The 12,577-nt window shown below is 41.7% G+C and carries 15 protein-coding genes; 10 read left to right on the top strand and 5 right to left on the bottom strand.

Annotated features, from left to right (window positions below; translation table 11 throughout):
• Positions 1 to 22 precede the first annotated feature (22 nt).
• On the bottom strand, positions 23 to 1,714 hold the full coding sequence (locus tag RMY00_RS34025; protein ID WP_322651771.1) for an NAD-binding protein: 1,692 nt from the start codon (positions 1,712 to 1,714) through the stop codon (positions 23 to 25).
• A 321-nt stretch (positions 1,715 to 2,035) separates the two neighbouring features.
• Here RMY00_RS34025 and RMY00_RS34020 point away from each other — a divergent pair, with 321 nt between their 5' ends.
• The 7 genes from RMY00_RS34020 to RMY00_RS33990 all read left to right on the top strand — a co-directional run bounded on the left by RMY00_RS34020 (position 2,036) and on the right by RMY00_RS33990 (position 6,096).
• Positions 2,036 to 2,539, top strand: coding sequence for a hypothetical protein (locus tag RMY00_RS34020; protein WP_322651770.1), 504 nt, complete (start codon positions 2,036 to 2,038; stop codon positions 2,537 to 2,539).
• 244 nt (positions 2,540 to 2,783) lie between these two features.
• Positions 2,784 to 3,884: a D-alanine--D-alanine ligase family protein gene (locus RMY00_RS34015; RefSeq protein ID WP_322651769.1), complete on the top strand. Its 1,101-nt coding sequence runs from the start codon at positions 2,784 to 2,786 to the stop codon at positions 3,882 to 3,884.
• A 202-nt stretch (positions 3,885 to 4,086) separates the two neighbouring features.
• On the top strand, positions 4,087 to 4,737 hold the full coding sequence (locus tag RMY00_RS34010) for a hypothetical protein (protein ID WP_322651768.1): 651 nt from the start codon (positions 4,087 to 4,089) through the stop codon (positions 4,735 to 4,737).
• A gap of 100 nt (positions 4,738 to 4,837) precedes the next feature.
• Positions 4,838 to 5,122 carry a hypothetical protein gene (locus RMY00_RS34005; protein WP_322651767.1) on the top strand — a complete coding sequence of 95 codons (285 nt, stop codon included), beginning with the start codon at positions 4,838 to 4,840 and terminating at the stop codon, positions 5,120 to 5,122.
• A 108-nt stretch (positions 5,123 to 5,230) separates the two neighbouring features.
• On the top strand, positions 5,231 to 5,638 hold the full coding sequence (locus RMY00_RS34000) for a hypothetical protein (protein ID WP_322651795.1): 408 nt from the start codon (positions 5,231 to 5,233) through the stop codon (positions 5,636 to 5,638).
• An 18-nt stretch (positions 5,639 to 5,656) separates the two neighbouring features.
• Positions 5,657 to 5,908, top strand: coding sequence for a DUF6888 family protein (locus tag RMY00_RS33995; protein WP_322651799.1), 252 nt, complete (start codon positions 5,657 to 5,659; stop codon positions 5,906 to 5,908).
• Positions 5,905 to 6,096: a DUF6887 family protein gene (locus RMY00_RS33990; protein WP_322651766.1), complete on the top strand. Its 192-nt coding sequence runs from the start codon at positions 5,905 to 5,907 to the stop codon at positions 6,094 to 6,096. Before RMY00_RS33995 ends, RMY00_RS33990 begins: the two co-directional genes overlap by 4 nt.
• A gap of 93 nt (positions 6,097 to 6,189) precedes the next feature.
• On the opposite strand, the gene RMY00_RS33985 is transcribed toward RMY00_RS33990, so the two are convergent.
• Positions 6,190 to 6,600, bottom strand: a complete 411-nt coding sequence (locus RMY00_RS33985; protein ID WP_322651765.1) for a hypothetical protein — start codon at positions 6,598 to 6,600, stop codon at positions 6,190 to 6,192.
• A 328-nt stretch (positions 6,601 to 6,928) separates the two neighbouring features.
• Between RMY00_RS33985 and RMY00_RS33980 the strand changes: the two genes are divergently transcribed.
• On the top strand, positions 6,929 to 7,702 hold the full coding sequence (locus tag RMY00_RS33980) for a hypothetical protein (RefSeq protein ID WP_322651764.1): 774 nt from the start codon (positions 6,929 to 6,931) through the stop codon (positions 7,700 to 7,702).
• Between the two features lie 7 nt (positions 7,703 to 7,709).
• On the opposite strand, the gene RMY00_RS33975 is transcribed toward RMY00_RS33980, so the two are convergent.
• Together RMY00_RS33975 and RMY00_RS33970 are read right to left on the bottom strand one after the other, a co-directional pair.
• On the bottom strand, positions 7,710 to 8,483 hold the full coding sequence (locus RMY00_RS33975; protein ID WP_322651763.1) for an SDR family oxidoreductase: 774 nt from the start codon (positions 8,481 to 8,483) through the stop codon (positions 7,710 to 7,712).
• A 138-nt stretch (positions 8,484 to 8,621) separates the two neighbouring features.
• Positions 8,622 to 9,461 carry a nuclear transport factor 2 family protein gene (locus RMY00_RS33970; RefSeq protein WP_322651762.1) on the bottom strand — a complete coding sequence of 280 codons (840 nt, stop codon included), beginning with the start codon at positions 9,459 to 9,461 and terminating at the stop codon, positions 8,622 to 8,624.
• 85 nt (positions 9,462 to 9,546) lie between these two features.
• Between RMY00_RS33970 and murG the strand changes: the two genes are divergently transcribed.
• Both murG and RMY00_RS33960 read left to right on the top strand, forming a co-directional pair.
• Positions 9,547 to 10,620 carry an undecaprenyldiphospho-muramoylpentapeptide beta-N-acetylglucosaminyltransferase gene (murG, locus tag RMY00_RS33965; RefSeq protein ID WP_322651761.1) on the top strand — a complete coding sequence of 358 codons (1,074 nt, stop codon included), beginning with the start codon at positions 9,547 to 9,549 and terminating at the stop codon, positions 10,618 to 10,620.
• Positions 10,621 to 10,659: 39 nt separating this feature from the next.
• Positions 10,660 to 12,003 (top strand): hypothetical protein, encoded by a 1,344-nt coding sequence (locus tag RMY00_RS33960; RefSeq protein ID WP_322651760.1) that lies wholly within the window; start codon positions 10,660 to 10,662, stop codon positions 12,001 to 12,003.
• Positions 12,004 to 12,026: 23 nt separating this feature from the next.
• Here the strand turns inward: RMY00_RS33960 and RMY00_RS33955 are convergent, their stop codons facing one another.
• Positions 12,027 to 12,392 carry a VOC family protein gene (locus RMY00_RS33955; protein ID WP_322651759.1) on the bottom strand — a complete coding sequence of 122 codons (366 nt, stop codon included), beginning with the start codon at positions 12,390 to 12,392 and terminating at the stop codon, positions 12,027 to 12,029.
• Positions 12,393 to 12,577: the final 185 nt, after the last annotated feature.

The raw sequence follows: 12,577 nt of genomic DNA, 5'->3' as shown, positions 1-12,577 counted from the left end.
TGACGAATGACGAATGACGAATTTAAGCATGTGCTTCACAAACTTGCTCGCCCCGCCACAATTGATACAACCGTGTCGCAGGCATTGTCATATATAAAACATCACCAGCGCTAAGGTTAGTTTCTAACAAATCCCAGCCGTGAAGCGTTTGGTGATTTGTTTCTACGTATAAAGGTACACAGTCAGCAGACATGGCTACATCTTTCACCCACTGACCACAAAAGACGTGTGAAGGTGTAATCACAGTTGCAAAAGCCACCCAAAGACTATCGGCTGTAATGCCATTGCCGAGGATACGTCCCCCTAGTGCAGCAGCAGCAAAAGCTGGGGCTGCTAGTTCAGCCGGACTCAGTACGGCCTCGAAGCCAAATAGCTGTTGCGCTATGCCAGCAAAATCCGGATCGGCATAATGAACAATCACCGGAATGCTAGGTGTCAGTCCCTTGGCTTTGAGGGCAATTTCTAGATTGGTAGCATCATTGCTAGTAACAGCAAGCACTGCGGCGGCAGAGTCTATATTACTGGCTTTAAGTATTGTGCGGAAGCTGGCATCTCCCTGAATAACGGGGATACCGAGTTCGCGGGCGGTGTTGATATATTTGCTGTTAGAGTCTGGTTCAACTACTACAACTTCATGTCCACTGGCGTGGAGTTGCTGGACAATTCTCACTCCAATACCACTCAAGCCACAAACAATGTAGTGCGATCGCTGGGGAATTCGGGCTGCATCCCAAAATTGCTTAAAGCGGCTTCCTAAGACAAAATCGGTGAGCATTGCATACCAAATACCAATCACTACTGCTCCAATCAGCATCATCACAACAGTAAATAACTTAATACTGTTAGGAGCATTTTCTACTACTTTGTCATTACCACCGGCTCCGGTAATCATGCCGACAGAAAAATATAGAGCATCGACAGGAGACAAACTCAACTCAGCCGACATGTAGGTGAATGTAGCGATCGCAATAACCGCCAATAGTACAACACCACCCATTAGTACCGATCGCCCGTGTTCCTGAAACTGCTTAAAATTGGTGAGGGCTTTCAGCAGTTTTTTAAGCAATGATCTCTGGGGGGTACGGATGCGGGGTCGTGTACCAATAATTATGCGATCGCCTACTTTAATCTCTTGTCCAGATATTACACCTGATACCAAATCCATCTCACCTTCTACTGGCAAGTAATAAATCAGCATCCGCGATCGGTCTTCCCACAATTCACTCAGCTTTAGACCTTTCCAGAAATGGTTTTCATCAATATATTCTTCGTGAATTGGCCAAGTTTGCTGAAATAATTTGATTTGTCCAATCGCTCGGTTTCCCATTGCTGCAAAGGTAAATACGGGTGCTGCTAAACCCACAACACTCATACTCAAATGGTCTGGCAAACTTTGATCTAGGCGTTCTCCTAAATTTGTATTATAAAAACGGTTGATAATCCGAATCTGGGGATTCAGTACCCGCGCTTGCATCATAATAGACAAATTCAGAGCATCTTTAGAACCAGCAATTACTAAAGTGTGTGCCTGTTGAATTCCTGCTGCTGTTAGGGTAGAAGCTGCTTGTAAATCGCCAACAATCACATCTCCTGCTGTTTCGCCGGGGATAGATTGGTGATGAATGCCAACAACGAAGGCTCCCTGATGTCTCAGCAAACGAAAGGTTTTATATCCGGTACGTCCTAAGCCACAAACAATAATTCGGGGTTTCATGAAAAGGCAGCATCTTTTACAGGTAGGGCTGCATTTCTAGTTATTTATCAATATTGTTGCCCGCTTTCCTGGAATATAACTGTAGCTGACAACACGATTGTTTCAAATAAGATGGCACTTTTACAAATTTATGAAAGTCTATGTTGTTATAGCGACTTCTGAGTTGAGTACAATACAGACCTAACCCGCAACCCTTGTCGGGGAATAAGATTCAAAGCCTCTCTCTTTTTAGGAGAGATGAATAGAAGTGAGGTCAAAGTGTATTGCTTCCATTCGAGAAGGGCTATATTTAGATACCTGAAATTTGAAAAGATTCAAGTTATGAAAAATTTAGTAAAATTAACAAGTTTTGGCACTCTTTTATGCCCCTTATTTGTGGTAGGAACCCTAGCTGCTAAAGCGCAAGTACAGCCGCAGCAACAGCCAGGGCCGATTTCTGCACCTAATGTAACACTGAATATACAAGGTAGCAGTGGTACATGTCCTAAAACAATTGGACTATGGTGGTTTGTTCTACCTTATGAAGGCGGTGCTGAACATACGGTAGTGGCAAATACTAAAGAATTTGCAGATGAAACTAAGTTAGTTACATCTAAAAATAAGCAATTTGTAGAATTTGTTTCACCTTTACGCAGTAATTATGCTTCTTGCGTAGGTCAAGCTCGTGGGCAAGAATATACTTTCTACAATGTAGAATTTAAGAATAAAAAAGCTTATTTTCGTGTGGATTTACGGAAAACTAATGCACCTGGTCGCCCTAGCGTAATTACTTACAAAAATATAGTAACTTCCCGACCTTATGTCAGATGGGCGATCGCTGACTAACTCCTCAATGGTAAGTTTCACACCTGACATAGTAAAGTTTTTCTAACCAAAAATCTCTCTTGAATCTCTTTACTCTGTGTTCTCTGCGGTTTAAAAGTAATTAATTAAACCGCAGAGGCACAGAGATATCAGAGAAAAAACTTTAAAACGGCTAGTCCTAACGGTAAAAGAAATAAAAGAAAAACATGGCAACTTTTGTAGGTTGTGATACGCTATCTGCTTGAGAAGTGTAGAGGAACCGAAAATGGCAAAGCTGCGCGTGGGGTTACTGTTTGGCGGTCGTTCGGGAGAACATGAAGTTTCGATCAACTCAGCACGGGCGATCGCTAAAGCCTTAAGTGCAGAGCAAAATGCTAATAAGTACGAAATCCTACCTTTTTACATCCAAAAAGATGGACGCTGGCTAGCCGGAGAAGCACCCGAAAAGGTTTTAGCAAGCGGTAGTCCGCTATTAGAATCTGAACAATCAACATCTGCTGGAAATCTCACATCCAACCCTCAAGCCCAAACCCTCAGTAAGTGGGAATCTCCCTCTCAAGTTGCCCAAGTGGATGTTTGGTTTCCCATTCTCCATGGCCCCAACGGTGAAGACGGCACAATTCAAGGGTTACTAACCTTGATGCAAGTCCCATTTGTGGGTTCTGGGGTGTTAGGTTCGGCAATGGGGATGGATAAAATTGCCATGAAAATGGCTTTTGAGCAAGCGGGACTACCACAGGTAAAATACAAGGCCATAACTAGAACGCAAGTTTGGTCTAATCCTTGCGTGTTTCCGAAACTGTGTGATGACATTGAGGCAGCATTAGGTTATCCTGCTTTTGTCAAGCCTGCTAATTTGGGTTCATCGGTGGGTATTGCCAAAGTGCGATCGCGCCAAGAATTAGAAGCCGCTTTAGATAATGCTGCTAGTTATGATCGCCGATTAGTTGTAGAGGCTGGTGTCGTAGCGAGAGAAGTTGAGTGTGCCGTTTTAGGTAATGATCAACCCCAAGCCTCTGTCGTTGGAGAGATTACTTATGACAGCGATTTTTATGACTATGAAACTAAATATACTGAAGGACTAGCAGATTTACTGATACCTGCAAAGCTTCCAGATGCGATCGCTCGTCAGATTCAAGACATGGCTTTGCAAGCTTTTGCAGCTGTTGATGCTGCGGGGTTAGCAAGGGTAGATTTCTTCTACGTGGAAGCGACACAAGAAGTTTTGATTAACGAAATAAATACGTTGCCAGGCTTTACTGCGACTAGTATGTATCCCCAACTTTGGGCCCATAGTGGAGTCTCCTTTCCAGAATTAGTTGATCGGTTAATTCAACTTGCGATCGAAAGGCATTCTCCTAGCTGACAGAGAAAGCAACCGAACTGATTTCAGATTATTACGGCGAAAAGTCACAAGAAATACAGAACTTTGACAAAAGTTAGCCAGATTTAGTAGCATGTATTTTACAAAAAAAGCTACTTAAATCTGGAATTTTGTTACGGATACCTGATGCTTAACTCCTCCAGTACAATTTATGGACTAGAGGGGTACAAATCTGAAAGTAATCATGGAAAAAAGTCAGAGTGTACAGCGCGAGCCAACCCAACTTAGAAGGGCTACTCCAGAGCTGACAAACAGAAAATCGAGATTAAAACGAAGCTCGAACGTTCTGATATATCTGGTTGCACATCATCCTTGGCTATTGTTAACTGGGTGTTTAGCCATGTTTATAGGAGGTGGTGCCTTTGCCCTGTATAGCTTAGGTAATGCTGGACAGGTAACACAAGAAGAACCAGAAAAAATCCCGGTTATAGTTGAAGAACCAATCAATGCGCCCTCTGAGAATAGTAATCCTACACCTTTATGGATGGTGGCTGCGATCGCCCTCAGCTGTGGTAGTGGTTGCTTGCTCATTTTCCGAATGCTCAACCGGACAAAGCAACCGCAAAAAGTCCAAAAACTGGTTAACCGTCATCAGGTACGCTTGGCACAGAACCATTCCCAAAGATTGGAACCTCGCCTTCCCAAGAATCAGCCAGTCTTTTTGCCACAGTCACAACTGATGCCTGTTATGCAGGTGCGACCTAAAGCAAAACATCTGGTAACAGTTCTGCCAGCAGAACACAAGCATCACTTGGATACGCGCACAGAATCTTTAGCAGACCTGATGGATCTTCGTAAAGATAGTTCATTGTCTGCAATTTTACGTCAGTATTAAAGTTCCTGTAAAGCAAAAACCTGTCAAAATAATATTTTTTGCTACTTAAGGCACGGTTATACCGTGCCTTTACTAATATCTAGAAGATAATAGCGGTTCTTTGGTACAACTTTACCTTGGAGAAGTACTCCAAAGTCGTTTTGAAGTACTCCAAAGTCGTTTTGAGGTACTCCAAAGTCGTTTTGAGGTACTCCAAAGTCGTTTTGAAGTACTCCGAAGTCGTTTTGAAGTACTCCGAAGTCGTTTTGAAGTACTCCAAAGTTGTTTTGAAGTACTCCAAAGTCGTTTTGAAGTACTTAAAAGTCGTTTTGAAGTACTTAAAAGTCGTTTTGAGGTACTTGAAACTTTGTTGTACCGCGATCAAGCACACAGGTGTGTAGCGTAGCCCGCACTTAGGCAAGCTCAGTGACCACTGTAGGCATCGCTTTCATAAATCTCCACAAACAAATTAAACTTAATAAGGATAAAAGTAGCAGATCAGGCAGTGAATAACATAGTGCGGTTAGTTTTGACAGCAATATTGCTGGTGTTAGTGACAGCTTGTGGCAGTATTGGACTGTTACCGACTAGCGAGTTAGTACAAAAAGCGATCGCACTTGGGCTAGAACAAACTCAACAAAAACTTAGCCAGCAGTTGGATCTAGATTTTCAAGGATTTGAAATCAAGCGGCTATCAATTACCCAAGAACAACCCCTAACGATTGAAAATTTACCAGCTTTCCACATTAGGGGAACCTACGACTTAATTCTAAAGCTACCAAAACGGCGATTGACGCAACCAAAAAAACCTTTTGATGTTTATCTGCAAATTCAGCAAGAAGGAAAAACCTGGCGATTGCTACTTCCAGAAAAAGGTAGTAAAGATACTCAATCAATTTGGCGTAGCTATCTCATCCAATAGAGGCGGGGAGCAGTAAAGATGCAACCTTTGTCTATTGTCTGCTGCCTAAAAAAGTGCGATCGCGACTCGCACACGATTAAATACGAGGTGAAATTGGAGCCAACACCAGAACAATTACGAAGCTTTTACCGGATGTCGGTGAGGATGAGCAATTTACTTCGGCCAATTAACTTAGTGCGAATGGACGAAAGGACAAAGCGTATAGTCATGCTGGTCGGGGACACAATAGAAATAGAAATTTATCCTAACGGGGAGGTCGTTACCAAATGATACAGCCCAATTTTGCGGATATGTCTGATACCGAGTTACGAGCTTACGTGTTGCAAAATCCTAACAACACTGAAGCGTTTCACGCATACGTTGATCGCTTGCACGCAGCGAATCCAAATCCACAACTAATGTCAATTGAAGAAGCCGAAGTTGAATTAGAGAGGAGGGTTAACCAAGGTCAAAAATAGCAGCAGAAGCAGGAAAGAAGAATTTTTCTTTCCTCCCTCTGCAATTCATCTAGAACTACCAGCCACGAGCCTTAATAGCTTGGCAGTAATACTTCAGTGCTGTGCTACCAGGATTAACTCTATTTCTCTTTTCCGAGCCTCTTTTTTGAGATGCTCAGATGCTTTTATACTCATTGCTGGACTAAAATCAGGTATTTTTGGGGTTTCTGTACTAGTTAAACTAAATCTTTCGCTCCAGAATACTGGACTAGTAACTGAAGGACGCGCATATATCTTGACGTGGTTAATAAATTCAGGAGCTAACGACATTAAACTGGAGCGAATAGTGCTGACTAGCAACTCTTGGTTCGGCACTTCCGACGATTCCAGAATAACTTGCAAGCGGTCATCTTTTTTGGTGACTTTAGCAATAATACGTTTTCCTTTTAAGGAGTTATTTATCAGTGCCGCGATCGCATTTGCGTCACCTTGTTTTGCAAGAGCTAGTATTCTTTGTGAGTCCATTTAACTATTTCTTCGACAGCCTGTACTTATACAGCCCAAAAACCAACCACACCTAACCCCAAGAGTGAAAAATTTTTCAAATTTCACTGAGAACCATGAACACCATCAACCTACCCAACCACTGGACACCGCCAAAATACGCCTTTAGCGACAGAGTAAAGCAGTTACTACCTTCCCCAAAAGGGTAGCAAAGAGAGTTAACCTAATTGGCGTAGCTCCTTCATTGAAAAACTGGTGTGTGCAAATAGAAAAACCATCACAATCATTCCCGTATAACTGCTGGAAAATAGTCATGATCGAGGTATAGTTTCACTGGAGACAGGGCAAAATGTATATCAACTTTTTCATCAGTTCCATTGCTGGAATTGTAATTGTGGTACTAACAGCTTTTGGTTTACTGCAATGGTTGCATATCCCTGCTGGTAACTTTCTTGATTGGGTGATTGGTGGTGCAAGCTTTTGGTGGCTGTTAGTAATTGTTACTGTTCCGTGGAATGTACATTTTCAAGCGAAAGAAGTCTTAGCAGAAGCAGCACAATCTAAAGAGAAAGGAATTCCAGTCGATGAGAAACAAGTAAACTATGTCACAGTGTTGGCAAAGCGATCGCTCTGGGTTGCCATTGCTTTACACTTATTCTCAGCCGTTGGTCTTTATGCTCTTGCTGCCACTGGTATTAGTACGGTGGGATATATAAGTTCTGGTGCAGCTTTATTATTAACAATTCTCCGTCCAGCGATTCGAGCTTATGAGTATTTATATGCGCGGTTAACGATGATTCGCCAAGAATGGAAGTATCCCCGCGAAGATATTGTTGAACTGCGCGATCGCTTTTCTATATTGGAACAAAAAATCCAGTCATTCGAGGAGCAACTGAACCCTGAACAATCTTATTCATTACCCGCAACTCAACAACGCTTTGCTGAAGAAACTCGCAAAGATTTAGCCCGAATTGTTGCTAACTTGGAAGAATTACGGGCGACAAATCAAACTGAACATGAACGTTTGGCCAGAGAAGCAAAAAATGCGATCGCCCAACTATCCACCGACGGGCAATTTCTCGATCATGTCCGCGAAATTATTCGATTTTTTAAGACCGCTTAATTATTCCTTATGTTCGCCGATTAACTAGAGTAGCGCTAGCTTGGTCAACAGGCATCAGCACAACTTCATTAATATTCACATGGGGCGAGCGCGTCACACAGAAAAATATCACATCAGCCACATCATCTGCTGTCAGGGGCTTAACTCCCTGGTAGACTTTGTTAGCACGTTCAGCATCTCCGTGAAAGCGCACATTGCTAAATTCCGTTTCTACCATACCAGGGTCAACGGAAGTTACACGTACTTGCGTTCCCAAGAGGTCTTGTTTTAAACCTTCCGAAATTGCCCTCACAGCAGCTTTGCTAGCACAGTAGACATTACCACCAGGATAAGTTTGATGTCCAGCAATGGAACCTAAATTTACCACATGACCGCGATCGCGGCTTACCATTCCCGGAACGACATAGCGGGACACGTAGAGTAAACCCTTAACGTTAGTATCAATCATGTCTTCCCAGTCTTGAAAGCTACCTTCGTGTAACTTGTCTAAACCACGACTTAGACCAGCATTGTTGATGAGAATGTCGATGTCAGACCAGGCAGAGGGTAGAGTCGAAATGGCTTCTTCTACAGCCTTGCGATCGCGCACATCTAGCTGTAACAAATGAATTTCAATACCAAATTCTTTAACGAGAGTGTCTGCTAGCTGCTGCAAACGTTCCAGCCGTCGTGCCGCTAAGATTAGTTTTGCACCCGCACCAGCAAAGATTTTCGCGCAAGCAGTACCAATACCACTACTTGCACCAGTGATTAAAATGATTTGATTTTCTAGCAAAGTCATTAGGATAGTTAAGAGTGAGGAGTTAATAGTTATGAATTATGAATTAACAAAAGTTTCACAGTTCATAATTTATCATCACAGACGCGATTAATCGCGTCTCTACTCCTAACTCTTGTACAGACGCGATTAATCGCGTTTCTATTTCTTCACCACTTGCAAACGCTGAGTTACCATCGTCATCCCATTACCTCGTAGGATGACAGCAGAAATCCACTGGCTACCAGGGATAGATGGTGCTTGTGCGGTTTTAAACAGTCCGCCAGATGTTAGTAATTCCAAATCTACAGATGTAGGGTTGAGAAATTTATTTGCTTGTATGGGTTCCTCTAGCGCGGTTCCTAGTAGAAAATCATCACCAAGTGGCTCTTGAACAATCGCATCAAAATTATACTTTTGACCAACCCGCACCTGCTCTGGTAATTTAATATTAATTTGCGGCGGCTTGCTGCCAGAGGTAAGTTGAGTACGTTCTGACAAAATGTCTTGGCGGACTATTTTTCCGCCTGCAATGCGCTGACGCGATTTAATCGTGGCATTGAGAGTCGAATTATTATTATTAGCCGAGGGTAAGCCAGTTATCTTCGTTTCAGTTTCCGCAATAATTGCATTGCCTTCAGGTTTTGAAGATAGCAGTTTTGTAGTGTATTGCAATTTAGGATATCGTTGCCAAAGTGAAGTCAAAGACTTTTCCAGGGTTTGCAGGTTTAATCCATCCCCATGAGTGAAGTTGGGGCTGTAGAATTGCAACACCCCTTTGACATCGCCTCGACTAGCGGCAGCATCAACTTGTGTCAACAGGTTTTTTACATCGGCTGGTGCATTTTGAACTGTACCAGCTTGGACTAATTGTTGTGGTGTCGCCGCTTGAGTGCGTTGCCAACTACTTGTTAAACCAAGGGTTAGCAGGAATGAAACTAGCCAGATACTGGCTGGAAATCTGAGTTGTCGTCTCACTAAAGTGGTAATAATGTTTGTCATTGGTTAAGAGTTTACTGATTTGATGAGAGAAAGTAAGGAAATTGTTTTATCTTAGTTAAGCTAGACGCTAAACGGTAGAGGTTTGATGGCAAACGCACCGATACGATTATTAATAGCTGCCAGTGGGACTGGTGGACATTTGTTTCCAGCGATCGCACTGGCAGAAAAATTGCCAGATTATCAAATCGAATGGCTGGGAGTGCCCAATCGGCTAGAAACTGAACTTGTCCCTAAAGAGTATCCCTTGAATACTATTGCAGTTGAAGGGTTTCAGCAAGGGTTTGGACTCTCCTCGATTCGCATTTTGGGTAAACTCGCCCTTTCGATTATAGGAGTGAGGCGAATTTTAAAGCAGGGAAATTTTCAAGGGGTGTTTACCACAGGGGGTTACATTGCCGGGCCAGCCGTCATTGCAGCGCGTTCCCTTGGTTTACCCGTGGTTTTCCATGAATCTAACGCACTACCTGGTAAAGTAACTCGCTTTTTTGGCCCTTGGTGTAGCGCAGTAGCCTTGGGATTTGAAGTAGCTGCTAAGTATTTGCCTCGTGCTAAAAATGTCTGTGTTGGTACTCCTGTAAGGGCGCAATTCTTGGATAAGGCAATTCATACACCCCTAGATTTAGCTATTCCTGAAGGTGTTCCTTTAATTGTTGTATTTGGTGGTAGCCAGGGCGCAGTTGCGGTTAATAAGTTAGTGCGCGAATCTGCAAAGGCTTGGTTTGATGCTGGTGCTTATGTAGTACATTTAACTGGCGATCGCGACGAGGAAGCAGATAGTCTCAAACATCCCCAGTACATAGCCTTACCTTTTTACAACAATATGGCAGCATTGTTACAACGAGCAACTCTAGCCATTAGTCGTTCTGGCGCTGGTAGCTTGACAGAATTAGCAGTGTGTGGAACTCCAGCAATTTTGATTCCGTACCCCTTTGCTGCCGAAGATCATCAATCTTACAATGCAGACGTATTTACTTCATCTGGTGCGGCGTTAACACTGAAGCAGTCAGAGTTGACGGCACAAATATTGCAAAGTAATGTGTTGAATTTGTTGCGATCGCCAGATGAATTAGCAAAAATGGGAGAAAAAGCTCATGCGATCGCAGTTCCCGATAGTGCTGATAAGTTGGCGCAGTTAGTGCGTGAAGTGATAGAAACATAACCTTGATTATTTAGCATTAAAAATTTATTTTTCCATTTTATGAATATCTTATCCAGCCAAAAATTTCGCTTCACAATAGGTTGTGCTGCCTTATTGATTGTCGGTTTAGCCAGTAGTTATCTATATCCTCAGTCAAAAACTAAACAGCTAGCTCAACAAGATCAGTTTTTTACTCAGCAAGAAAAGTTTAACCTACTTGAATCACAGATTTCCTTCACCTCAAATCAAGTTTCTGATCAACTTAATTTGAGATTTAAAAATCCTTTTACTACTAAACAAACATCTGATGAGATTATAGGCAAGCAAAATGATTTCTCATCTCAACAGGATTTGTTAGCCGCATCTGCACCTTATCCAGTTGTTGATGAATTCAAAAAATACAAATTTAGTATCAATGGCAGTCAAGTTGTTACTCCAGTCAAACTGCCAATTACTAAGGTCAACTTCAATCAAAAAGATTTGTTAACCGTTCTCGTTAATACTAGAAAATATTTTCAAGATTATAGTTCAGAAGACCCAGATATTTTGCGTACAGGGATGCTTGCTACTCAAGGAGTTACTATTCCAGATGTCCTCAATACCTTGAATTTCATGATTGTTGTCTTAAAGGAGGATATTGCTAATAATCGAGCTACTCGTTTGCAAGACCCCAAGTTTATCAATTCCAATTTTCGAGTTATTAAATGGAATGCTTATAATCCGAAGAATAAACAACAAAAGCAATTACGAATTACTAAATATGCTGTGTTTACGCACCCCGGTTCTCGCAAGAAAACCTCTACTTTTAATACACCAATTTATAGTTTAAAAGAAAACTCTAATAACGATAAATTCTACACCAGATATACAAAGCAGGATGTTTTATCAGGTATTTATGAACCAGGTGGTAAAGAATTTGGAAAAGTTACAAGTCTCGCTTATCTAACCAGAAATGGCTTAGAAGAAGCAATTATGGAAGGAACAATACTAATTAATTTTACAGATGGTTATAAAGCATTTTTTAATGTAGATAGAAATAATGCAATGCCTTATATTCGCGGATTAAAAGCAACAGCACAAAAGCGTTATTGGTATTTTAGAGAAGTTGATGCTATTAAAGGTTATGGCTACAAGATAGATGCAAAAATATCTATTAAACCCGGAGTTACTTTTGCTGGGGATGTTTTAAATATCGGTTTAGGTAAAGTGATTGTGATTGAGCATAGTAAAGGTGGCCGCAAACATCTGCAAATGGGAGTCCTCGCAGATACAGGCGGAGCATTTTTACCCAATCTTTATCAACTCGACTTTTTGGCAGGTATATTTAAGAATAAAAAAGAATTTGGGCAGAATATCAGCCAATTGCCGGACTATGCCACAGCATATTTTTTAGTAAAAAAGTAATACGTTGACTTGATATAAAATATCTATGCACGGGTCAACAATTCTAAGTTGTGACCATCAAAGTCATAGAAATAGAAGCCACGGCCTTCGTTCCAGTGGTTAATTTGTCCTTTATTTTGATGCATGGGGTCGCTACTGTATTCAATACCTGCCTCTTTGACGCGGGCAAAAATTGCATCAAATTCTTCATCACTGACATGGAACGCATAATGATGTTGCTCGAACGCTTCAGCGTCGGCGAAGTCGAGCGTCAGTGAATCATTTATATGTACAGCAGCGAAGTGACCAACGGGAACCTCGACCTTTAAACCAAAAATCTTTGCAAAAAACCTCGCCGATGCCTCTTTATCATGTGCCGGCACTATGGTGTGATTTAGAGTAATTGTCATCTCACACCTCCCCTCCTAATTTTGGTAGTAATTGATCTCAACTCTCTATTTAGAGTGGATAACAACAATCTTCCTTTCTATTTTATCTTTTGGGCGCTGACACCAGCATAAACCTATTATATAAGAAAAACTAATAACGTATATCAGGTTTACTGAAGTAATAAAACTTGATTAAAAAATGTAAA

The sequence above is a fragment of the Nostoc sp. ChiVER01 genome, assembly GCF_034531155.1.
Lineage (GTDB): Bacteria > Cyanobacteriota > Cyanobacteriia > Cyanobacteriales > Nostocaceae > Nostoc.
The sequence above is the reverse complement of the archived record's forward strand: the minus strand, read 5'-3'. Positions and strand labels throughout refer to the sequence as shown.

Coding starts and splice junctions, on each gene's coding strand:
- RMY00_RS34025 (WP_322651771.1), bottom strand. CDS start 1,714: ATGAAACCCCGAATTATTGTTTGTGGCTTAGGACGTACCGGATATAAA.
- RMY00_RS34020 (WP_322651770.1), top strand. CDS start 2,036: ATGAAAAATTTAGTAAAATTAACAAGTTTTGGCACTCTTTTATGCCCC.
- RMY00_RS34015 (WP_322651769.1), top strand. CDS start 2,784: ATGGCAAAGCTGCGCGTGGGGTTACTGTTTGGCGGTCGTTCGGGAGAA.
- RMY00_RS34010 (WP_322651768.1), top strand. CDS start 4,087: ATGGAAAAAAGTCAGAGTGTACAGCGCGAGCCAACCCAACTTAGAAGG.
- RMY00_RS33995 (WP_322651799.1), top strand. CDS start 5,657: ATGCAACCTTTGTCTATTGTCTGCTGCCTAAAAAAGTGCGATCGCGAC.
- RMY00_RS33990 (WP_322651766.1), top strand. CDS start 5,905: ATGATACAGCCCAATTTTGCGGATATGTCTGATACCGAGTTACGAGCT.
- RMY00_RS33985 (WP_322651765.1), bottom strand. CDS start 6,600: ATGGACTCACAAAGAATACTAGCTCTTGCAAAACAAGGTGACGCAAAT.
- RMY00_RS33980 (WP_322651764.1), top strand. CDS start 6,929: ATGTATATCAACTTTTTCATCAGTTCCATTGCTGGAATTGTAATTGTG.
- RMY00_RS33975 (WP_322651763.1), bottom strand. CDS start 8,483: ATGACTTTGCTAGAAAATCAAATCATTTTAATCACTGGTGCAAGTAGT.
- RMY00_RS33970 (WP_322651762.1), bottom strand. CDS start 9,461: ATGACAAACATTATTACCACTTTAGTGAGACGACAACTCAGATTTCCA.
- murG (WP_322651761.1), top strand. CDS start 9,547: ATGGCAAACGCACCGATACGATTATTAATAGCTGCCAGTGGGACTGGT.
- RMY00_RS33960 (WP_322651760.1), top strand. CDS start 10,660: ATGAATATCTTATCCAGCCAAAAATTTCGCTTCACAATAGGTTGTGCT.
- RMY00_RS33955 (WP_322651759.1), bottom strand. CDS start 12,392: ATGACAATTACTCTAAATCACACCATAGTGCCGGCACATGATAAAGAG.